This window comes from Dietzia sp. 111N12-1 (assembly GCF_001658045.1).
Taxonomy (GTDB): Bacteria; Actinomycetota; Actinomycetes; order Mycobacteriales; family Mycobacteriaceae; genus Dietzia; species Dietzia kunjamensis.
The window spans coordinates 107,474-128,667 of sequence record NZ_LSSV01000049.1 but is presented as its reverse complement, the minus strand read 5'-3'; the positions used below and the strand labels follow the sequence as shown (position 1 = coordinate 128,667).

General features: G+C 70.2%; 17 protein-coding genes. 6 read left to right on the top strand and 11 right to left on the bottom strand.

The genetic code is table 11. From position 1 onward, the window contains the following. Positions 1-65: 65 nt before the first annotated feature. From dxs to AYO52_RS12475, 3 genes are all read right to left on the bottom strand, one after another. Positions 66-1,940, bottom strand: a complete 1,875-nt coding sequence (gene dxs, locus AYO52_RS12485; protein ID WP_067717805.1) for a 1-deoxy-D-xylulose-5-phosphate synthase — start codon at positions 1,938-1,940, stop codon at positions 66-68. Between the two features lie 119 nt (positions 1,941-2,059). Beyond that, the gene (locus AYO52_RS12480; protein WP_067717803.1) at positions 2,060-3,403 is read right to left on the bottom strand and encodes a class I SAM-dependent RNA methyltransferase; all 1,344 of its coding nucleotides are present in this window, start codon (positions 3,401-3,403) and stop codon (positions 2,060-2,062) included. Continuing rightward, positions 3,400-5,406, bottom strand: coding sequence for an APC family permease (locus tag AYO52_RS12475; protein ID WP_371517740.1), 2,007 nt, complete (start codon positions 5,404-5,406; stop codon positions 3,400-3,402). The genes AYO52_RS12480 and AYO52_RS12475 overlap by 4 nt, the downstream gene beginning before the upstream one ends. Before the next feature lie 98 nt (positions 5,407-5,504). On the opposite strand from AYO52_RS12475, the gene AYO52_RS12470 reads away from it, so the two are divergent. Both AYO52_RS12470 and AYO52_RS12465 read left to right on the top strand, forming a co-directional pair. Next, a complete protein-coding gene (locus tag AYO52_RS12470; protein WP_067717800.1) occupies positions 5,505-6,167 on the top strand; it encodes a TrkA family potassium uptake protein in 663 nt (220 codons plus the stop codon). Between the two features lie 76 nt (positions 6,168-6,243). Beyond that, a complete protein-coding gene (locus AYO52_RS12465; protein ID WP_067718014.1) occupies positions 6,244-6,903 on the top strand; it encodes a TrkA family potassium uptake protein in 660 nt (219 codons plus the stop codon). Here the strand turns inward: AYO52_RS12465 and AYO52_RS12460 are convergent. Further along, complete coding sequence (locus AYO52_RS12460) at positions 6,878-7,570, bottom strand: hypothetical protein (protein ID WP_067717797.1); 693 nt, start codon at positions 7,568-7,570, stop codon at positions 6,878-6,880. The two genes, AYO52_RS12465 and AYO52_RS12460, sit on opposite strands and share 26 nt — an antisense overlap. Positions 7,571-7,619: 49 nt before the next feature. On the opposite strand from AYO52_RS12460, the gene AYO52_RS12455 reads away from it, so the two are divergent. Further along, a complete protein-coding gene (locus AYO52_RS12455; protein ID WP_067717794.1) occupies positions 7,620-7,808 on the top strand; it encodes a hypothetical protein in 189 nt (62 codons plus the stop codon). A 51-nt stretch (positions 7,809-7,859) separates the two neighbouring features. Next, positions 7,860-11,774, top strand: coding sequence for an ATP-dependent RNA helicase HrpA (hrpA, locus tag AYO52_RS12450; RefSeq protein WP_067717791.1), 3,915 nt, complete (start codon positions 7,860-7,862; stop codon positions 11,772-11,774). Positions 11,775-11,784: 10 nt separating this feature from the next. Here hrpA and nrdR read toward each other — a convergent pair whose 3' ends face one another. Both nrdR and AYO52_RS12440 read right to left on the bottom strand, forming a co-directional pair. Continuing rightward, positions 11,785-12,240 (bottom strand): transcriptional regulator NrdR, encoded by a 456-nt coding sequence (gene nrdR / locus AYO52_RS12445; RefSeq protein ID WP_067717789.1) that lies wholly within the window; start codon positions 12,238-12,240, stop codon positions 11,785-11,787. A gap of 111 nt (positions 12,241-12,351) precedes the next feature. Next, on the bottom strand, positions 12,352-12,786 hold the full coding sequence (locus tag AYO52_RS12440) for a hypothetical protein (protein WP_067717786.1): 435 nt from the start codon (positions 12,784-12,786) through the stop codon (positions 12,352-12,354). Between the two features lie 189 nt (positions 12,787-12,975). Between AYO52_RS12440 and lexA the strand changes: the two genes are divergently transcribed. After that, positions 12,976-13,686 carry a transcriptional repressor LexA gene (gene lexA / locus AYO52_RS12435; protein WP_371517770.1) on the top strand — a complete coding sequence of 237 codons (711 nt, stop codon included), beginning with the start codon at positions 12,976-12,978 and terminating at the stop codon, positions 13,684-13,686. Positions 13,687-13,725: 39 nt separating this feature from the next. On the opposite strand, the gene hflX is transcribed toward lexA, so the two are convergent. After that, positions 13,726-15,174 (bottom strand): GTPase HflX, encoded by a 1,449-nt coding sequence (gene hflX / locus AYO52_RS12430; protein WP_067717780.1) that lies wholly within the window; start codon positions 15,172-15,174, stop codon positions 13,726-13,728. 53 nt (positions 15,175-15,227) lie between these two features. Continuing rightward, a complete protein-coding gene (gene dapF, locus AYO52_RS12425) occupies positions 15,228-16,118 on the bottom strand; it encodes a diaminopimelate epimerase (protein ID WP_067717777.1) in 891 nt (296 codons plus the stop codon). Positions 16,119-16,237: 119 nt separating this feature from the next. Here dapF and AYO52_RS12420 point away from each other — a divergent pair, with 119 nt between their 5' ends. Further along, a complete protein-coding gene (locus AYO52_RS12420) occupies positions 16,238-18,418 on the top strand; it encodes a malate synthase G (RefSeq protein WP_067717774.1) in 2,181 nt (726 codons plus the stop codon). 177 nt (positions 18,419-18,595) lie between these two features. Here AYO52_RS12420 and AYO52_RS12415 read toward each other — a convergent pair whose 3' ends face one another. Genes AYO52_RS12415 through AYO52_RS12405 form a run of 3 tightly spaced genes read right to left on the bottom strand, consistent with a single transcriptional unit; the run spans position 18,596 to position 21,020 of the window. After that, positions 18,596-19,342, bottom strand: a complete 747-nt coding sequence (locus AYO52_RS12415) for an IclR family transcriptional regulator (protein ID WP_067717772.1) — start codon at positions 19,340-19,342, stop codon at positions 18,596-18,598. Next, a complete protein-coding gene (miaA, locus tag AYO52_RS12410) occupies positions 19,339-20,292 on the bottom strand; it encodes a tRNA (adenosine(37)-N6)-dimethylallyltransferase MiaA (protein WP_067717769.1) in 954 nt (317 codons plus the stop codon). Before miaA ends, AYO52_RS12415 begins: the two co-directional genes overlap by 4 nt. Then, positions 20,289-21,020 (bottom strand): hypothetical protein, encoded by a 732-nt coding sequence (locus AYO52_RS12405; RefSeq protein WP_216635323.1) that lies wholly within the window; start codon positions 21,018-21,020, stop codon positions 20,289-20,291. The genes miaA and AYO52_RS12405 overlap by 4 nt, the downstream gene beginning before the upstream one ends. Positions 21,021-21,194 lie beyond the last annotated feature (174 nt).

Below are 21,194 nucleotides of genomic sequence, written 5' to 3'. Positions count from 1 at the left end.
GGCGCCGCCCCTGTCACGCGTGGGTACGGGCCCGCGTGTGCACGCGTCCGGCGATCCGGCCCGGGTCAGCCCAGTCGGGTCCGGATGCTGTCCGAGATCCCCTCGGGGGTCAGTCCTGCGTCGGCCAGGATCTCCCCCCGGGAGCCGTGGTCGAGGAACTCCTGCGGGATGCCCAGCGCGACTCGATCGACCCGCACCGCGGCGTTGTCCAGGCATGCCGACACCGCCGACCCGACGCCACCGTGCAGACCATTGTCCTCGACCGTGACCACGAGACGGCGTCCACGGGCGGCGTCCAGGATCGACGCGGGAACCGGGTAGACCCATCTGGGGTCCACTACGTCGACCGAGATGCCCTCTGTCCCGAGGGCACGGGCGGCGGCGATGGCGGGCGCGACCATCGACCCCACCGCGACGATGAGGACCTCGGCGTCACCGGATCCGTGCACGCGGTCGACCCCGTCCTCGGACGTGGCGAGGGCGGGCAGAGCATCACCGACCGACCCCTTCGGGAACCGGACGACGGTCGGACCGTCGTCGAAGGCCACCGCCTCGCGCAGTTCCTGCCGGAGGGTGGTCGCGTCCCGGGGAGCGGCCACGCGCACCCCGGGGATGATGCCGGTGAGCGACAGGTCCCACATCCCGTTGTGGCTCGCACCGTCCGGGCCGGTGACGCCGGACCGGTCCAGGACCATGGTGACCGGCTGTCGGAGTAGTGCGACATCCATGAGCAACTGGTCGAACGCCCGGTTGAGGAAGGTCGAATAGACCGCGACGACGGGGTGCAGCCCACCGAGCGCGAGCCCCGCCGCCGAGGCCACGGCGTGCTGCTCGGCGATACCCACGTCGTACATCCGTTCCGGGAACCGCTCCCCGAACGCGGCCAGACCGGTCGGCCCGGCCATCGCGGCCGTGATGGCCACGACGTCATCGCGTTCGGCACCGATCGCACACAGTTCCTCGGAGAAGACCGACGTCCAGTCCACGGCGGAGGAGGTCGCCAGCGGCTTTCCGGTCTCGGGATCGATAACCCCGGTGGCGTGCATCTGGTCCGCCTCGTTGTTCTCGGCGTGGACGTAGCCCATCCCCTTACGGGTGACGACGTGGACCACCACCGGGCCGCCGAAATCCTTCGCGAGGCGCAGGGCCGCCTCCGTGGCGGCGAGATTGTGCCCGTCGACCGGCCCCATGTACTTGAGCCCCAGGTCCGCGAACAACTCCTGCGGCGACACGACGTCCTTGACTCCCGTCTTGATGCCGTGGAGCACCGAGTAGACGGCCTTCCCCACGACGTCCTTGCGGCCCGTGAGCGCGTTCTTCGTGCGATCCATCGCCTTCTCGTACGCCGGCTGGAGCCGCAGCGCGCCGAGGCGGTCGGCGAGCCCTCCGATGGTCGGCGAGTACGAGCGGCCGTTGTCGTTGACGACGATGACCATGGGGCGGTCCTTGGCGGCGGCGATGTTGTTGAGGGCCTCCCATGCCATGCCACCGGTCATCGCGCCGTCGCCGATCACGGTGACGACGGTCCGATCGGACTCCCCGCGCAACGAGAACGCCTTGGCCATCCCGTCCGCGTACGACAGGGAGGCCGTGGCGTGCGAGGACTCCACCACGTCGTGCTCGCTCTCCGCGCGACACGGGTAACCGGACAACCCCCCGCGGGTGCGGAGCCCGTCGAACTGATCGCGACGACCGGTGAGGATCTTGTGGACGTAGGACTGGTGTCCGGTGTCGAAGATGACGGGATCGCGGGGGGAGTCGAAGACCCGGTGCAACGCGACGGTCAGTTCGACGACGCCGAGATTCGGGCCGAGGTGCCCGCCCGTCGCGGCGACCTTACGGATGAGGAATTCACGGATCTCCCCGCACAGCCGCGCCAACTCCCCGGGGCCGAGCCGCCGCAGATCGGAGGGGCCGTCAACCTGTTCGAGCACGCTCATTGCTGTCGACTGCCCCTTTCGTGACCGACACCCTGCTGGGTCGAATGGTCAGTCTACGGGCTGGCGCCGCGCGACCTCGCCCACGGGCGGACGTGTGGGCCCCTACCTGCGGTGCTGGATCAGGAGCGTCCCGGCGAGTCCAGTACGGTGATCCCCTCGACGTGATGGGTGCCCGGGAAGGCCGCCACCCCGTGGAGGTCCGTGAGCGTCCAGCCGGCGGCCACGAGGACGCCGATGTCCCGCGCCAGACTCGCCGGATCGCAGCCCACGTGCACGATCCGGGACGCACCTGTCGCCGCGAGCCGGCGCATGACCGGGATCCCCGCCCCGCCGCGAGGGGGATCGAGGATGATGACCTGCGGATCTGGGTGGACCCCCGGCGGGTCGTCGCGGTCCTCGAGGAACGTCTCGACCCGGGAACGCAGGGTCCTCACTCCCCCGCCGGAGCCGTCGCCGGGCGCGCCGCCGAGGGTGTCCGTGGCCGCATGCAGCGACGCCGTGGCGGCTTCGACGACCGTCACGCGGGCGCCCGGGATCGCGTCCCGAACCCCGGCGGCGAACAACCCGGCGCCTCCGTAGAGGTCCCAGATCTCGGGGATGTCGGTCAGGTCGGGGGTGCGCGTCACCGCGGTGCGTACCTCGTGGCTGTAGTGGCTCGCGGCGGAGCGGTGCGCCTGCCAGAACGCGTCGGGAGGCAACCGCCACTCGTGGCCGCCCACCCGTCTCACGACGGTCGGTCCCCCGGCGACGATCTCCCAGCCGACCGCCCGCGAATGACGCGCCCGGGCGCGGGTCGCAGAGGACCGGCGGGACCGGCCGCCCCGGCCGCGCGGGGCGTCGCCGACGGCCGGGCGGTGTGCGATGTGCACGGTCCCGTCGTCACCGAGCACCCCGAGCACCTCGCGGCCCGGGGCGAACGTGGCGGCGGCGACCGCATCACGGAGACGCGGATCGGGCTGGACGCAGGGCTCGGTCACCAGTTCGCGGGAGCGCGCCCTCCGCACCCCCGGCACACCGTCCGGGCCGGTGACCCAACGGGCGGCGGTACGCCAGCCGGACGTCGCGGGATCCGCGCCGGGGACCTCGACCCGGACCGGACCCTCCCGGAGTTCGACCCGGCCGATCCGGGACACCTGCTCGGCCAGGATCCTGCCGGCGAAGCCGCGGGCGGCATCGGACGCGATATGGGTCCAGTCGCAACAGCCGGCGCCGGCGGCGGCCGCCGGACACGTCGGGACCACCCGGTCCGAGGATGCCTCGACCACCGCCTGCACCGTCCCTCGACAGAACGCGCGGCCGGGGTCGTCGTCAATGAGGACGTCGACCAGCTCGCCGGTGATCCCACCGCGGCAGAACACCACCCGACCCTCGTGGCGCGCCACGAACTCGCCGCCGTGCGCCGGCCCCTCCATGCGCAGGCGCACCACACGGCCCGTCCAGTCGGTCGCTCGGTCCTGGGTCATCTTTCCTCCGGTCCACCCCAGCGTCCGACGATGGGCTCGTCGCGGGCCTGCTCAGCGCGGCCGTCCGAGGACGACAACTGCCACGGGACGCTGGTCACCATGACACCTCTCTCGTAGAGCAGGCGGGTCTTGAGCCGCAGCGCGCTCTGGTTGTGCAGTATCTGCTCCCACCAGTGGCCCACCACGTACTCGGGGATGTACACGGTCACCACATCCCGTGGTGCCTGATCGCGCACGCGCTTCACGTAGTCCACCACGGGACGGTTGATCTCACGGTACGGGGACTCGACCACCTTGAGCGGAACCGAGATCCCGCGGCGATCCCATTCCCGTACGAGGGCCCGGGTCTCTGCGGTGTCGATGTTCACCGTCAACGCCTCGATGGAGTCCGGCCGGGCAGCTCGTGCGTAGGCCAGTGCCCGCAGGGTGGGCAGATGCAGCTTGGACACCAACACCACGCAGTGTGTCCGGCTGGGTAGGACGACCTCCCACGAGGAGTCGTCGAGCTCGCGGGCGACCGAGACGTAGTGCCGGTGGATGAGCCGCATGATCCCGAAGGCACCGAGCATGGCCAGGACCGCGATGTAGGCGCCGGAGAGGAATTTGGTCGCCATCACGATCACCAGGACTCCGGCCGTGAGGAGGAACCCGACGGCGTTGATCGATCGGGACCTGTGGATCCGCCGACGCACGGCGGGGACCCGCTCGTGGCCCAGGCGCCGGGTCCAGTGTCGGACCATGCCGAGCTGGCCGAGCGTGAAGGCGACGAACACGCCCACGATGTAGAGCTGGATGAGGAGCGACACCTGGGCGTCGAACGCCACGACCAACACGACCGCCGCGATCGCGAGGAGGACGATCCCGTTGGAGAACGCCAGCCTGTCCCCGCGGGTGGCGAGCTGACGGGGCAGGTACTTGTCGCGCGCGAGGACCGAGGCCAGTACCGGGAACCCGTTGAACGCGGTGTTGGCGGCGAGCGCCAGGATCAGCGCGGTGATGATGATGACGGCGTAGAACGCGATCGGCAACCCCGCGAAGACCGGCCGAGCCAACTGGGCGATCATCGTCTTCTGCCGGTATCCCTCCGGAGCCCCGATCAACTGTGCTGCGGGCTGCTCGGCGATACGGACCCCGAGTCGGCCGGCCAGGGCGATGAGCCCGAGTAGGAACGAGACCGCGAGGACCCCGAGGACGGCCAGCGTCACGGCGGCGTTGCGGGCCCGCGGCTTCCGGAAGGCCGGGACACCGTTGTGGATGGCTTCGATCCCGGTCAGGGCGGCACATCCGGACGCGAACGACTTGGCAACGACGAACGCGAGTGCGAGTCCGGCCACCTCCGCACCGTCCACGGGGACCAGTTCGAATCCCGCGGACTCGGCCCGGAGGTCGCGACCCAGGATCTCGACCTGGAACAACCCCCAGGCGATGAGTGCCGTCATGGACGCGAGGAACGCGTAGACGGGGACGGCGAACATCGCGCCGGTCTCACGGAGTCCACGCAGGTTGAGCGCCGCCAGGAGGATGATCGCCAGGACGGCGAACGGGACCTCCCTGGACTGGACGAACGGGATCGCCGATCCGATGGTCGCGGCGGCGGCCGAAATCGACACGGCCACCGTGAGGACGTAGTCGAACAGCAGGGCCGCGCCGACCGCCAGGCCCGCACGGGGGCCCAGATTGACGGTGGCGACCTCGTAGTCGCCTCCTCCCGACGGGTAGGCACGGACGTTCTGCCGGTAACAGGCGATGACGACCACAAGGACCGCCGCCACCGCCAGTCCCACCCACGGGGTGAACGTGAGTGCCGAGACCCCGGCGATGGAGAGCACGAGGAATATCTCCTGCGGGGCGTAGGCCACCGAGGACAGCGCGTCGGACGCGAACACCGGCAACGCGATCCGTTTGCGGAGGCTGGTGGCACCGATGGTGTCGCTGCGCGAGGGACGCCCCACGAGGAGACGCTTGGTTCCCACGGAGACCTTCGAGATCCTGGACACCGACATATCGTAGGGCCCGCGAGCCCCGCCGGGCAGCATCCGTGGGTGTGAGTAGCGTGTCCGTCACTGGCTCACGTGCGTGGGCCGTGAGGAGTGGACTCGTCATGAGGGTCGTCGTCATGGGCTGTGGTCGTGTCGGGGCCGCGCTGTCCGTCGAACTCGACGCAGCCGGCCACCAGGTCGTGGTGATCGACCGCGACTCGGCTGCGTTCGCCAGATTGTCGGCCGAGTTCTCGGGGCGCACGGTGACCGGCCAGGGCTTCGACAAGACGGTGCTCACCGAGGCCGGGCTCGAGGGGGCCGACGCATTCGCCGCAGTGTCCTCCGGGGACAACTCGAACATCATCGCCGCGCGTGTCGCCCGGGAGACCTTCGGCGTCGACCGGGTGATAGCGCGCATCTACGACGCGGGGCGCGCAGAGGTCTACGAACGACTGGGGATCTCGACCATCGCCACGGTTCCGTGGGCCACCGGTCGTCTGGTCCGTTACATCACCGCCGGGTCGAGTCCCGTCGAGTGGCGGGACCAGACGGACTCCGTGTCCCTCGTCGCCCTCGACGCACCGGCGGCGTGGGTCGGGGTCCCGGTCGACCGGCTCGCGGCCGCGGTCGGAGGACGTGCTGCGGCCGTCACCCGCTTCGGCGAGAGCCGCCTCCCGGACGCTCACACGCTCGTCCAGGCCGACGATGTCCTCCATATCATCGTGCCCTCGCAGACGGTGTCGGAACTGGACGACCTGGTGCAGGAAGGACCCTCCGATGTCTGAGAATTCCGTCCCCGACTACGCCGACGGCTCGGGACTGCTCGCCGGAGCCCCGGCCAGGACCGTGTACTCCGCGACCATGCGGGTGGTGGTGGCCGGAGCCGGGGTCGTCGGACGGTCGATCGCACGCGAACTCGTGACCGGCGGCCATGACGTCACGCTGATAGACAAGCGCTCCACCGTGTTCTCGGCCGACCCCGTCGACGGGGCGGATCAACAGGTCGGCGACGCCTGCGAGCTCAGCGTCCTCGAACGGTTGGACCTGCAGGCGGCGGACGTGGTGGTGGCCGCCACGGGTGATGACAAGGCCAACCTGGTGGTGAGCCTGTTGGCCAAGACAGAATTCGCCGTCTCCCGGGTCGTCGCCCGCGTCAACGATCCCCGCAACGAGTGGCTCTACGACGAGCGCTGGGGCGTCGACGTGGCGGTGTCGACGCCCCGGCTGATCGTCTCGGTCGTCGAGGAGGCGGTCTCCGTCGGGGACGTGGTCCGTCTGATGACCCTGCGCCGCGGAGGGGCGAACCTCGTGAGCGTGACGCTGCCGGACCAGACCCCGTTGGCGGGGCGGTCGGTGTCCCGCGTTCGGTTTCCCCGGGACGCCGCACTCGTCGCGATCCTGCGCGGCGGGCGGGTGATCGTCCCCGAACCCGACGTTCCGTTCGAGCCCGGCGACGAACTGCTCGTGGTGGCGCCGGAGGAGGTCGAGGCCGGTATCAGCGAGGTCGTCCTGGGCGGGTGACCGTCACCGCGATCTCCCGTCCGTAGTCCCATCCCGGTGCGAGGGGCAGGTCGTCACCGCTCCAGAAACGGCCCGGGTCGTACCAACTCGCCTCACCCGCGGGCAGGAGTACACCCATCGCCTCCAGGGTGACCCCCACGACCTCCGCGCAGTAGGCCGCCTCCATACGCATCGCCGCGCCGGCATCGGACCCCGGTCGGTCACTGCGCCCCGTGACGCCCGGCCGCTTCCCGCGTGCCGCCCACCGTCCTCGTGCCCACCTCGCGGTGAGACGTCCCGCGGAGGGGAAGGACACCCCGTTCAACCGGGCGATCGACTCCAGTAGCGCGTCCTCGTGTTCCCCGCCCACCTCCGGGGAGATCTGGCGGAACCACGCTCGTTGGCCGTACGGTCCGGCCCACTGCCGGACGGCGGACTCGAGGTCATGCAGCTGGACGCCGCGCTGGTGGCGACCCGTCCACACGTCCGGCAGCGCCCGTCCCATCTCGGCGTGCCACAGCAGCGGCGGCATGTCGTCCAGGACCACCGCGAGGCCCACGTGATTGACGGGTGCGTTCGTCAGGGTCTGGATCAACCGGTCCGCCGTACTCCGGCCGCGGAAGAGCCAGAGGTCCCCGGTGCGGGTGCGGTGCGCCGCGGCGGCCAGGGGGACGGTGTCGACGCTCATACCGCGATCCTGCCAGGCCGCCCGTGCGTCCCCGCCTAGTCTCGGCCCTATGGCTCCCAGGGGACGGCAGTGGCTCAAGGTGATCGGCGCGGCGGGTGCGGCGGGGGTGGCCGCCACGGGGATCCTGGCGGCCCGTTCCGAGCGGCGTCGGCGGTCCTACGAGCCCGATGAGGTGCGGGAGCGGCTGCACGAGCGCTACGCGAGGATCCAGAGTCGGCGGGACGGCGTCGTCGACTAGGGACCGCGCCGATCGGAGCCCGGCGACGCGAGTCGATATCCTTGCGGCACCATGCCGTCGTCCTCCTCACCCACTCCCGATCTCCGCCGCGCCCGAAACGACCTCCTCGCCCGTCTCGACGGTGTCGGCACCCTCGACGCCCATCGTCTCCGGTCCAGGGTCCGTCGTGCCCGCGTCGACCAGCTGGATGACCTCGGACGGCGGATCGACGAGGCCGCCGAGCGCGTGCGGCGCCGAACCGCGTCGATCCCCACCCCCCGCTACCCGGAACAGCTCCCGGTCAGCGCCCGCAAGGACGAGATCGCCGAGGCGATCCGGGACAACCAGGTGGTGGTGATCGCCGGCGAGACGGGGTCGGGCAAGACCACCCAGATCCCCAAGATCTGCCTGGAACTGGGGCGCGGGGTCAAGGGCATGATCGGCCACACCCAGCCGAGGAGGTTGGCCGCCCGCTCCGTCGCCGAGCGGATCGCGGACGAGCTCGGGGTGGAGATCGGTGGCCCGGTCGGTTCCGCCGTCCGCTTCGACGACCGCACCAGCCCCGAGACCGCGGTCAAGCTCATGACCGACGGTGTGCTGCTCGCCGAGATCCGGCGTGACCGGCTGCTGCGGGCCTACGACACGATCATCATCGACGAGGCCCACGAACGCAGTCTCAACATCGACTTCCTGCTGGGTTATCTCAAGCAGATCCTGCCCCGTCGCCCGGACCTCAAACTCGTCATCACCTCCGCCACGATCGACCCGGACCGTTTCGCCCGTCACTTCGCCGGCCCGGAGGGGCGCCCGGCCCCGGTCATCGAGGTCTCGGGGCGCACTTATCCCGTGGAGGTCCGGTACCGGCCCCTACAGGTCGTACACGCCGATCGCGTGGTCGACCTTGATCCCCTCGACGCGCTCGCCGACGCCGTGGCGGAACTCTTACGCGAGGACGACGGTGACGTACTCGTGTTCCTCTCCGGTGAGCGTGAGATCCGCGACGCCGAGGAGGTGCTGCGGGGCCGGAAGTTCCCGGGCACCGAGATCTTCCCGCTGTTCGCCCGCCTCACGGCAGCCGAACAGCAGCGCGCGTTCCGGGCCCATTCCACCCGGCGGGTGGTCCTGTCGACCAATATCGCCGAGACCTCGGTGACCGTGCCCGGCATCCGCTACGTCGTGGACACCGGCCTGGCGAGGATCTCCCGCTACTCCACCCGGACCAAGGTGCAGCGACTGCCCATCGAGCCGGTGTCCCAGGCCTCCGCCGCCCAACGCGCGGGACGCTGCGGCCGCGTCGCCGACGGGATATGTATCCGCCTCTACTCCGAGGAGGACTTCGACTCGCGCCCCGAGTTCACCGACCCGGAGATCCTGCGCACGAACCTCGCCTCGGTGATTCTGTCGATGGCGGATCTGGACCTGGGCCCCGTCGACGACTTCCCGTTCGTGGAACCCCCGGACCGCAAGGCCGTCCGGGACGGCCTCACCCTGCTCTCCGAACTCGGGGCGGTGAGGGTCGACGACGACGAGCGCCCTCACCTGACCGAGGTGGGCCGTGACATGGCGGCACTCCCCCTCGATCCCCGACTCGCCCGGATGGTGGTCGAGGGCCACCGCAACGGTTCGCTGTCGGACGTGCTGGTGGTGGTCGCCGCACTGACGGTGCAGGACGTCCGCGAACGTCCCGCGGAGGAGCGGGACAAGGCGGATCTGCTGCACCGCCGCTTCGCGGACAAGACGTCCGACTTCCTCGGATATCTCAATCTGTGGAGGTACATCACCGAGCAGCGCCGTGAGCTGTCCGGCAGCGCCTTCCGCAAGATGTGCAAGGCGGAGTATCTGCACTGGCTCCGCATCCGCGAGTGGCAGGACCTCAACTCCCAGCTGCGGAGCATGTGCCGTGAACGCGGGTGGCATCCCGCGTCCGGACACGCAGCGGAGGACGACCTCCACAAGGCGGTCCTGACCGGTCTGCTCACCAACGTCGGTATGCGAGACGAGGAGACCCGCGAGTTCCGGGGCACGCGGGGTATCCGGTTCCAGGTGTTCCCCGGGTCGGACCTGGCCAGGAAGCCTCCCCGCTGGGTGATGGCCTCCGAGCTCGTCGAGACGTCCCGGTTGTGGGCGCGTGATGTCGCCCGGATCGATCCGGGGTGGATCGAACAACTCGGGGGTCACCTCACCCGCACCCAGTACTCCGAACCGCACTGGTCGGACGCCCAGGGTGCGGCGATGGCGTATGAGAAGGTGCTGCTGCTGGGATTGACCGTGGTGGAGGCGCGGCGGATCCTGCTCTCCAGGGTCGACGCCCCGCTCGCCCGCGAGATGCTCGTCCGCCACGGGATCGTGGAAGGACGCCTGGATACCCGGGTCCCGGTCATCCGCGAGAACGCCGAGGCCGTGGAGCAGGCCCGTGAGCTGGAGACGCGGAGCCGTCGTCGGGACCTGGTGATCGACGACGAGGCGTTGGTGGCCTTCTATCTCGATCGCCTGCCCGAGGACATCACCTCCGGCCGGCATCTGGAGTCCTGGTGGAAGAAGCGTGGTCATCGCGACCCGGACAGCCTCCGTCTCACTCCCGAGGACATACGCACCTCCGAGGCGGTGCCCGACGCCGCCGATTTCCCGCCCCTCTGGCGTCAGGGAGAGCGGAGTTTCGAACTGCTGTACGCGTTCGATCCCGGCGTCACGACCGACGGGATCACGGTGCGCATCCCGTTGCCGCAGCTGTCCTCGGTCACCACCGCGGGGTTCGAATGGCTGGTGCCGGGGCTGCGGGAGGAGCTCTACACGGAGATGCTCCGCACGCTCCCCAAGTATCTGCGCCGACTGTGTTCACCTCCCGCCGAATTCGCGGCCCTGTTGGCGGGCGACGTCTCGCCCCGCTCCGCCCCCTTGTCCGTGGCTCTCGCGCGAGCGTTGTCTGCCCGGATCGGTACCACGGTGGATCCGCGGGACTTCGATCAGAACCAGCTGCCGGGCCACCTCCGGATGCGCTTCGAGGTGGTCGACGGCGACGAGGTCGTGGCGTCCGGAACGGATCTCGCGCAGTTGAGGACCCGGTTGGTGGACAGGGTACGGGCGACCCTCAACGCCCGTCTGGTACCCGACAAGGGGCCCTACCGGGAGTGGACATCCGACACCATCGGCGACCTCCCGCAGTCGGTCACCGGCTCGGTGGACGGGGTCGAGGTGACCGTCTACCCCGCCCTGCGCGTCGGTGGGGACGGCATCCATGTCGTGGCGTGCGCCACGGAGGACGAGCGTCGATCCACCCAGGCGTCGGCGGTGCTCACGCTGGTCTCGGGCGGCCTGGTCTCGACGGCATCGATTCTGCGCGGTCGCCCGGTCCAGCAGCGGCTCGCGCTCACCCAGTACCCGCATGGCGGGATGGAATCCCTGGTCTCGGATGCGTCGCTCGCCGCGAGTGGGCGGATCATCGCCCGGCGTAAGGGCGCACCGGTTCTCACGGTCGCGGAGTTCCAGGATATCCAGGCCACTGCGAGGGCGGAGGTCCCCGGTGCGGTGGCGTCCGCGATCTCGGCGGCGGTTCCCGCGCTGATGGCCGCCCAGTCCGTGTCGGGCCGTCTGGCGGAGGTGCCGGCAGACGTCGCCGACGATGTCCGTCCCTCGCTGGACTTCCTCGTCGGGCGGGGATTCCTCGCCCGCCATCCCTCGGATGTGCTTCCACATCTGGAGCGACATGTGCGGGCGGTCGGCCTCCGGTTGGACCTCGCGGAGAAGTCACCCGCCCGGCACGGCGAACTCACGGCGAAGTTGAACCGCTCCGAGTCGATCGTCGAGGAGGCGTGCGCCGCGCTGCGGCGGCGGCCGGGTGGCGCACGGGCGTGCCGCGACCTGCGGTGGATGCTCGCCGAGTACCGGGTGGGGCTGTTCGCGCAGTCACTGGGTACCGCCCGGCCGGTCTCGGCAGAGCGGATCGACAAGGCGGTGGCGTCTGCGCTCGCCCCGCGGTCGTCCCGATGATGCCGCGTGGTCAGCGGCTCGCGCGGCGCTCCCGGAGGGCGATGATCTCGCCTTCGAAGTCGTCGGCCGAGCTGAACTGCTTGTACACGGACGCGAACCGCAGGTAGGCGACCTCGTCCAGATCCTGCAGAGGGCCCAGGATGGCGAGCCCGATCTCGTGGGCGGGAACCTCGGACGCACCGCCGGATCGCACAGCGTCCTCGACCTGCTGGGCGAGGCGACGCAGAGCGTCCTCGTCAACCGATCGTCCCTGGCACGCGCGGCGGACACCGCGGACGACCTTGTCCCGACTGAACGCCTCGGTCACCCCGTTCCGCTTGAGAACCGTCAGCAGGGGCGTCTCCAGCGTCGTGAACCGGTGTCCACACCGGGGGCACTCCCGGCGACGCCGGATCGCCTGACCCTCGTCGACGGATCGTGAGTCGATTACCCGGGAGTCCTCGTGGTGGCATGTCGGGCAGTACATTCCCGTGGGGCCCTTCGTCGACCGGAGTTCACGCGTCCCGGATCGTGCCTGACGGAACGCGGGGGCGGTAGACCACCGCCCACGGTCCATTCTAGGAGGCCCGCTGCCCGGTCACGCGTAGGCGGGTCCACCGAGGAAGGCCACTGCGAGAAGCATGATCACGCCGAATGCGATCCCGCACGCCAGTAGCGCCCAGGCCGGCACGTCGTCGACGACCCCGGTGGACGCCGGGGCCTCGACATGGCACGCCCGCACACGGTCCGTGGAGACCGGGCGCACGAGCACGCGGCGACCCGGGGCGACCGACGTGACGGCGGCCGGGCGGGCGGTCACCCGCGGCCGGACGAGATTCTCCGCACGCGAGGACGTGACGGCGGGCCGGCTGCCCTCCGGTCGGGCCAGGGGGCGTCGCGGCGCACGGGTGGACCGCGCCGACACGTCACCGGGCCGGTCGAGGTGCGCGACCCGTCCACGATGGTCGTCGGGGCAGACCTCGGTCCACCGCGCGGCCGGACGTGGGTGGGACTGAAGCTCGACAACGGTCATGGTGGCTCCCTACTCGATACGGTGTGCGATCGTGATTCGCACACCTGTATGTGTTCCTCAGTACATCTGTTCGAATCCGAACTCCCCTAGAGTTGTATCACGCGACTCCGACACAGTCACGATCCACGGAGGAATTTCTTCGAACACGTGTGTGGCGCGCCGCAGCCCGTGGCACTAGGGTGTAGACAGATCACAGCGTCGAACATCCATTCGCCGAAGGGACCACACGAGATGCCGAAGCCCGATTTCGAGTCACTGACGGACCGACAGAAGAGCGTTCTGCTCCACATCCACGACACCGTCAAGGAGCGTGGCTATCCGCCGAGCATCCGCGAGATCGGGGACGCGGTCGGCTTGCAGTCCACGTCGTCGGTGGCGCATCAACTCCGCACGCTGGAGAAGAAGGGCTTCCTGACGCGGGATCCGCACAAGCCGCGGGCGGTCGATGTCCACGGTGTCCCGGGGCAGAAGTCACGGGGCCGTCGGTCACCTGCTCCGGAGCCCCAGCGTCCGGGCGGCGCGGTCGAACCCGTCTACGTCCCCGTGCTCGGCCGGATCGCGGCGGGCGGGCCCATCCTCGCGGAGCAAGCCGTCGAGGAGATCTTCCCCCTGCCGTCGGACCTCGTCGGATCAGGCGATCTGTTCATGCTCAAGGTCGTCGGCGAGTCGATGATCGACGCCGCCATCTGCGACGGCGACTACGTGGTGGTCAGGCGGCAGAACGTCGCGGACAACGGGGAGATCGTCGCCGCCATGATCGACGGGGAGGCGACGGTCAAGACCTTCCGGAACGACTCGAGCGGAGTCTGGTTGCTGCCCCACAATCCGTCGTTCAGCCCGATTCCGGGCGAGCACGCGACGATCCTCGGCAAGGTCGTGACAGTGTTCCGGAAACTCTGAGTCCCGGTTCGAACGACGCGCCGCCCGTCCCCGCAGGGGTCAGGCGGCGCCGTCATGTGGACCGCGGGCGGCGAACTCGTCCAGTTCGCCGGCCACGGACGCGGGCAGTCGGACCACCAGCCGGGTTCCGTCCTGGGTGTGTTCCTCCTCGACCACTGCGCCCTCGGCGTGGACCCGAGACACCACGTCCCCGCGGGAGTACGGGACGGACAGGGTCACCTCGGTGTCCCCCGAGGCGACGATCTGCGTGATTCGCTCGAGGAGTTCGTCGACACCCTGCCCGGTGACCGCCGAGACGAACACGGCGTCGGGCAGCGCGTGGTGCAACTCGGTGAGGACCACGGGATCCGCGGCGTCGATCTTGTTGATCACCAGGAGTTCCCGAGGCCGCTCCGCGTTCTGCTCCTCGACCACCTCGTTGATCACCTTGCGCACCGCCTCGATCTGGCGGAGCGGGAAGGCATCCGAACCATCCACGACGTGGAGGAGCAACTCGGAGTCGACGACCTCTTCCAGTGTGGACCTGAACGCCTCGACCAACTGGGTCGGCAGGTGTCGGACGAATCCCACGGTGTCCGTGAAGACGACTGCTCTGCCGTCAGGCAACTCGGCCTTGCGCGTCGTCGGGTCGAGTGTGGCGAACAGGGCGTTCTGAACCAGGACGCCGGCTCCGGTGATCCTGTTGAGCAGGCTCGACTTCCCGGCGTTCGTGTATCCGGCGATGGCGATGGACGGCACCGGAGTGGAACGCCGTCGGTGCCGTTTGGTGTCTCGGGCCTGCTTCATCCCCTTGATGTCCCGGCGCAGACGGGCCATCCGCTCGCGGATCCGACGCCGATCGGTCTCGATCTTGGTCTCACCCGGGCCACGGAGACCGACGCCGCCGTTGCTCCCGGCACGACCGCCCGCCTGGCGCGACAGCGACTCGCCCCACCCACGCAGACGGGGGAGCATGTACTCCATCTGGGCGAGGGTCACCTGGGCCTTGCCCTCACGGCTGGTGGCGTGCTGCGCGAAGATGTCGAGGATCAGCGCGGTACGGTCGATGACCTTCACGTTGACCGCCTTCTCCAGCGCGAGCAACTGTCCCGGGGTGAGTTCGCCGTCGCAGATGACGGTGTCCGCGCCGGTCGCGGCGATCACGTCCTTGAGGACGCTGACCTTGCCCGACCCGATGTATGTGGCGGCATCGGGCTTGTCGCGGCGCTGGATGAGCGCGTCGCACACTTCCGATCCCGCGGTCTCGGCGAGCTGGGCGAGCTCGTCCATCGCGGCGTCCGCCTGCGCGGCGGACCCTTCGGTCCAGACACCGACGAGCACGACCCGTTCGAGTCGGAGCTGGCGGTACTCGGCGTCGTTGACGTCCTGGAGTTCGGTGGAGAGTCCCGCCACCCGGCGCATCGAGGATCTCTCCTCGAGCTGGAAATCACCGATGGACGGATCGAGGTCGCGTGTCGGCCGGTCAGCGGCCGTGTGATCAGTAGTCATTCGGGTTCATCTTCTCACACCGGGCCCCCCGGTGTCCCGTGCGAGACGGTGTGCTACCGACCACGGTGGTAATGACCGCGGGCGACGAGTGTGGACGGCCCGGTGAGCGAGGACCCGGCCTCGGTGAGTGAGACCTCGACCTCGCCGCCGGGGACCACCACGACGACGTCGCCCGTCGCCTCCCCCGAGTCGGCCAGCGCGGCGACCGCGGTCGCGACGATTCCGGTTCCGCAGGACATGGTCTCCCCTGATCCCCGCTCGTGGACCCGCATCGAGACCCGACCGTCCACCATCGGGGTGGCGATCTCGACGTTGACGCCGTCGGGGAAGAAGTCCCGGTCGTACACCGGGGTCTCCTGCACCGGCAGCCCGGCGAGGTCCGCGGCGTCCAGATCGGGGACCACACAGGCGAGGTGCGGATTTCCCATGTCGAAGGCGAGTCCCGCGAAGGTCCGGCCACCGACCACCGCCGAGGACAGTCCGAGCAGACGCGGCTCCCCCATGTCCACCCGCACCACCGCGTCATCACCCGAGTGGGAGAGGACCTCGGCGGGGCGGGTCCCTGACCGCGTGCCCACCGGGATGGAGCCGGACTCCGCTCTCCCGGTCGCGACGAGGGCGTGGGCGAAGACCCGGACCCCGTTGCCGCACATCTCCGCGATGGAACCATCGGCGTTGCGGTAGTCCATGAACCAGTCCCCACCGTCCACGCCGGGCGGCAGGGTCGCGAGCACGCCCCGGTCGACGAGGGCTCCGGCGGTCGCGATTCTCAGGACTCCGTCGGCGCCGATTCCGGCACGCCGATCGCACAGTGCCCGTACGAGGTCCACGTCGAGGTCCAGGTCGGCCTGATCGTCCGGGAGGATCACGAAGTCGTTGAGGGTGCCGTGGCCCTTGAGGAAGGCGATACCGTCGGGCTGCGAGGCCTGGCGCGTCGAAGTCATGGCGAAATCGTACTCGCCGGCGGGGGCCGTTCCGCACTGTGGAAATGTCGGATGATGCCGGACGGTACGCCCACTAGAGTCGGCCTGGAGAACGGTCCCCTACCTCCAGGAGAGCATCGATGTCCGAACGCATCACTGTCGGCGGAATCCAGGTCGACGAGGTCCTGTACGACTTCGTCAACTCCCAGGCGATCCCGGGCACCGGGGTCGATCCCGACGCGTTCTGGGCGGGCGCCTCCGAGATCTTCACCGAACTGGCCCCCCGCAACCGCGAACTGCTCGACACCCGCGACCGGTTGCAGTCCCGGATCGACGCCTGGCACCACGAGAACCCGGCGCCGATCGACCCGGGCGCCTACAAGGCGTTCCTGCGGGAGATCGGGTACCTGGTGCCCGAGCCCGAGTCCGTCTCCGTCACGACCGAGAACGTCGACGCGGAGATCGCCACGGTCGCCGGCCCACAGCTCGTCGTGCCGGTCATGAACGCCCGGTTCGCGATCAACGCGGGTAACGCCCGCTGGGGTTCGCTCTACGACGCCCTCTACGGCACCGATGCGATCCCGGAGTCCGACGGCGCCGAGCAGGGCTCGGGATACAACAAAGTCCGCGGGGACAAGGTCATCGACTGGGCCCGTGAATTCCTCGACGACGCCGCACCGCTGGAGTCGGGCAGCCACGTGGGCTCCACGGCCTACGCCGTGGTCGACGGAGGCCTGCAGGTGACCGTGTCCGACGGGTCGACCGCCCGGTTGGCGGCCCCGGAGAAGTTCGTGGGCTACCTGGGCGAGCCCTCGAGCCCGTCCTCGGTCCTGCTGTGCAACAACGGTCTGCACATCGAGATCCAGATCGACCCGGACTCCCCCATCGGCTCGACCGACGGCGCCGGCGTCAAGGACGTCGTCCTGGAGTCCGCCGTCTCCACCATCATGGATTTCGAGGACTCGGTCGCCGCCGTCGACGCCGAGGACAAGACCCAGGGCTACAGCAACTGGCTGGGTCTCATGAAGGGAGACCTGTCCGAGGAGATCACCAAGGGCGACAAGACCCTCACCCGTGTCCTCAACGACGACCGGGTCTTCACCGCGCCCGATGGTTCGGGTGAAGTCCGTCTCCACGGCCGCTCGATGCTGTTCGTGCGCAACGTCGGCCACCTGATGACCAACCCGGCCGTGCTCGACGCCGACGGCAACGAGATGCCCGAGGGCATCCTCGACGCACTGGTCACCTCGCTCGCCGGCATGCACGGGATCGCCGAGGGCAACGAGCGCCGGAACAGCCGCCACGGGTCGATCTACATCGTGAAGCCCAAGCAGCACGGGCCGGAGGAGGTCGCGTTCACCACCGAGCTGTTCGGTCGTGTCGAGAAGCTCCTCGGGCTGCCCGAGAACACCCTCAAGGTGGGCATCATGGACGAGGAGCGTCGTACCTCGGTCAACCTCGCCGCCTGCATCGCCGAGGCCACCGAACGGGTCGTGTTCATCAACACCGGCTTCCTCGACCGGACCGGCGACGAGATCCACACCTCCATGGAGGCCGGGCCGATGATCCGCAAGGGCGAGATGAAGGGCGCCCGGTGGATGAACGCCTACGAGGACTTCAACGTCGACACGGGTCTGGCGTGCGGCCTGCGTGGCCGTGCCCAGATCGGCAAGGGCATGTGGGCCAAGACCGACCTCATGGCCGAGATGCTCGCCGAGAAGATCGGCCAGCCCGAGGCCGGCGCCAACACCGCGTGGGTGCCCTCGCCGACCGGCGCCACGCTGCACGCCACCCACTACCACCGGGTCAACGTCATGACCCGGCAGGAAGAGCTGCTCGCCGGGGGTGCCCGCGCGAGTGTCGACGACATCCTCACCGTCCCCCTGGCCCCGTCCACGGACTGGACGGACGAGGAGAAGAAGGAAGAGGTCGACAACTCCTGCCAGACCATCCTCGGCTACGTCGTGCGGTGGGTCGAGCAGGGCATCGGCGTCTCGAAGGTGCCGGATATCCACGACGTCAACCTCATGGAAGACCGCGCCACCCTGCGGATCTCCTCGCAGATGCTGGCCAACTGGATCCGTCACGACATCATCACCGCCGACGACGTCGAGGACTCGCTGCGCCGGATGGCCGAGATCGTCGACAAGCAGAACGCCGGCGACGACGCCTACCGGAACATGGCACCGGACTTCGACTCGTCCATCGCCTGGCAGGCGGCCCGGGAACTGATCCTCGAGGGCACCAAGCAGCCGTCGGGCTACACCGAGCCGATCCTGCATCGCCGTCGTCGCGAGTTCAAGGCCGCCAACGCGCGCTAGACCGGCGCCGGCCCACCCGCCGACCCGCAGAATCCGCCACGTCCGCCCGACTTCCGATCCCACGCCGGTGGGGCCGGTTCCGGGCGGGGGTGGCGGATTCTCCGCTCTCACGGCCGCGGGCGTCCTGCGCCCGGCCCGATGGCGTCCGGCGGGCGGGCGTGCTCGCCGGACGCGAGATCAGGGGACGAGCCCGGCCACGGCCGCACGCAGGATCGCGACGGCGGCGTCGCGGCGATCGCGCGTGAACCTGGCCTCGGGGCCGGATGCCGACACCGCGAAGGCGGCGTCCCCGGTACCCACCGCGATGGCGACGCAGCGGACGCCCTCCTCCTGCTCGGACTCATCGGTGGCGAACCCCGCCTGTCGCACCACCCGCAGCTCCTCGATCAATCTGTCGGGGTCGACGATGGTCGAGTCGGTGAAGCGGCGCATGCCCGCCCTGTCGAGCATCCTGCGGACCTCGTCGTCGTCGTCGCCCGCGACCAGGGCCTTGCCCACTGCGGTGCAGTGCACGTCCACCCGTCGTCCCACCTCGGTGAACATCCGCATCGAGTGTGGGGACGGCACCTGGGCGAGGTAGACCACCCCGTCGCCCTCCCGGACGGCCAGGTTGGCGGTCTCCCCGGTGCCCTCGACCACGGCGGTGAGCACCGGCACGGCCCAGGACGCGGTGGCGCGTCCGGCGACGTCGCCGATCCGCTGGAGACGCGGTCCCAGCAGATAGTCGCGGCCCGCGTCGCGCCGGAGGTGACCGCTCTCGGCGAGCGTCCCGCACAGCCGGTGGACGGTGGCGGCCGCCAGGCCCGTGTCGGAGACCAGGTCCCCGAGGCTCGCCCGGCCCCCGCGGATGCTCAGCGCGTCGAGTAGGTCGAAGGCGCGGTCGACGGACTGGACCCGCGAGCGCCCGGATCCGGGGCTGCTCACCGCCGGCCCTCCCCGAGGATCCCCAGCGCGGTCTCGAGCGGCCGGGGTGCGTCGGCGTCGCGTCCGTGGGTGTCGGTGTCGATCCACCGGATCCTGTGATCCCGGCCGAACCACGACCGCTGGCGCCGGACGTAGCGGCGGGTCCCGATCACCGTCCGTTCCTCGGCGCGGGCCGCCCCGGCGTCGTCGATCCGCTGCTGTGCATCCATCTCGTCGAGCACCTGGGCGTACCCGATCGCGCGTCGTGCGGTGACGCCCCGGAGCAGTCCGACTCCCACGAGCCGGCGGACCTCCGGGACGAGCCCGTCGGCGAACATCGCGGCCGTACGCGTCGTCAGCCTCTCGTCCAGTTCGGGCAGACCGCAGCGCAGGCCCAGCATGCGCGTGCCCCAGCGCGGCTCCCCGATCGTCGGTCGGGAGGCGGAGAAGGGCTTGCCGGTGAGTTCCACGACCTCCAGCGCGCGCACGGTGCGCCTGGGGTCGCTGGGGAGGATGGTCTGCGCGGCCTCGGGGTCCACCACGGCGAGTTCGGCGTGCAGGGCCTGCACCCCGATCTGTTCGAGGCGACGTTCGTAATGGGCCCGGACCTCCGGGTCCGTGTCCGGGATCGACCACCCGTCCACGAGCGCCTGGATGTACATCATCGACCCTCCGCACAGGATCGGCACGTGGCCGCGATCGCGGATCTCGCTGATCTCGCGTTCCGCCTCGGTACGGAAGTCCGCGACACTGGCGGTCTCGGTGACCTCCAGCACGTCGAGCCGATGGTGCGGGATCCCGCGCCGCTGAGCCGGCGCGAGCTTGGCGGTCCCGATGTCCATCCCGCGGTACTGCTGCATGGCGTCGCAGTTGACGATCTCACCGCCGAGTCGCTCGGCGAGGCCGAGGGCCAGCTCGGACTTCCCCGTCCCGGTCGGCCCCACCACGGCGACGGGGATACGCCCGGTCATGACGGTGCCCCGGGTTCGCCGGGAGTGGTGGCCGGCGCGTCGTCACCCACCGCGGCGTGCGCGGCCGCCACCGGTGGCCACCACGCGCTGTGATACCCCACCCCGAACGGCGCCCAGGACAGGGCCTCGACAGCCGTGCGGTCCGCGACGAGGTCCGCCAGGACGCGCCACGCGGGCCGGCTCCACCAGCCGATCTCGTCGGCGACCGGCTCTCCGGGGTCCGGGAGCTCGCCGGAGGCGCGCAACCACCGGGCGAGCCGCCCGTCGAGGGCGATACCGCGGGGATCCTCCGGTACGGGAGCACGCGGAGTGAGGGAGGCGGGGCCGTCGGCGACGACGACGACGAGGTCGTCCGACACCGGCGTGGGGACGGGCTGCGGTCCCCCGGTCACGCCGAAGAACCTCCTCGGGAGGTCGATACCCGCCAGGTCGAGCAGCCACCAGGCGATCAACGCCGGGTCGGGAACCGCCGCGTGCGTCGCCGGCGGGGCACCGGGCGGGCCCACGGGCACGTCGACCCCCCACCTGGAGAGCGAGGAGCGCATCTCCCCCAGGCTTCTGCCCGCGGGGTCGGTCCCCAGGACGACGACCCGTGCCGCGCCGCGTCCGGCCCGGCGGAGCATCTCGCATATCGAGGCCACACCGCCCTCGGTCTCGGCGACCGCAGAGCCGGACAGCTCCGGCACGAGGACCGGCGCTCCGGGGACCAGGACGACAGAGGGGCTCACACCCGGAAACCCTACTGACCGCCCCCGACGCCGCGGAACGGACCCGTCCGGGGATACCGCGGGGATACGGCGGGGATATGCCGGACACCCGGGCGGGGGTTGGTACACACTAGGAGGATGCCGTCTCCTCGAAACGGGGCGGCGAGGCGATGACCGGTGCGATCCCGGTGATGG

Excerpts from the sequence above, each read along its gene's own strand:
- hflX (WP_067717780.1), bottom strand. The coding sequence starts at position 15,174 with ATGACTACTGATCACACGGCCGCTGACCGGCCGACACGCGACCTCGAT.
- AYO52_RS12470 (WP_067717800.1), top strand. The coding sequence starts at position 5,505 with ATGAGGGTCGTCGTCATGGGCTGTGGTCGTGTCGGGGCCGCGCTGTCC.
- AYO52_RS12480 (WP_067717803.1), bottom strand. The coding sequence starts at position 3,403 with ATGACCCAGGACCGAGCGACCGACTGGACGGGCCGTGTGGTGCGCCTG.
- AYO52_RS12440 (WP_067717786.1), bottom strand. The coding sequence starts at position 12,786 with ATGACCGTTGTCGAGCTTCAGTCCCACCCACGTCCGGCCGCGCGGTGG.
- hrpA (WP_067717791.1), top strand. The coding sequence starts at position 7,860 with ATGCCGTCGTCCTCCTCACCCACTCCCGATCTCCGCCGCGCCCGAAAC.
- nrdR (WP_067717789.1), bottom strand. The coding sequence starts at position 12,240 with ATGTACTGCCCGACATGCCACCACGAGGACTCCCGGGTAATCGACTCA.
- dapF (WP_067717777.1), bottom strand. The coding sequence starts at position 16,118 with ATGACTTCGACGCGCCAGGCCTCGCAGCCCGACGGTATCGCCTTCCTC.
- dxs (WP_067717805.1), bottom strand. The coding sequence starts at position 1,940 with ATGAGCGTGCTCGAACAGGTTGACGGCCCCTCCGATCTGCGGCGGCTC.
- AYO52_RS12465 (WP_067718014.1), top strand. The coding sequence starts at position 6,244 with ATGCGGGTGGTGGTGGCCGGAGCCGGGGTCGTCGGACGGTCGATCGCA.
- AYO52_RS12420 (WP_067717774.1), top strand. The coding sequence starts at position 16,238 with ATGTCCGAACGCATCACTGTCGGCGGAATCCAGGTCGACGAGGTCCTG.
- AYO52_RS12460 (WP_067717797.1), bottom strand. The coding sequence starts at position 7,570 with ATGAGCGTCGACACCGTCCCCCTGGCCGCCGCGGCGCACCGCACCCGC.
- miaA (WP_067717769.1), bottom strand. The coding sequence starts at position 20,292 with ATGACCGGGCGTATCCCCGTCGCCGTGGTGGGGCCGACCGGGACGGGG.
- AYO52_RS12475 (WP_371517740.1), bottom strand. The coding sequence starts at position 5,406 with ATGTCGGTGTCCAGGATCTCGAAGGTCTCCGTGGGAACCAAGCGTCTC.
- AYO52_RS12455 (WP_067717794.1), top strand. The coding sequence starts at position 7,620 with ATGGCTCCCAGGGGACGGCAGTGGCTCAAGGTGATCGGCGCGGCGGGT.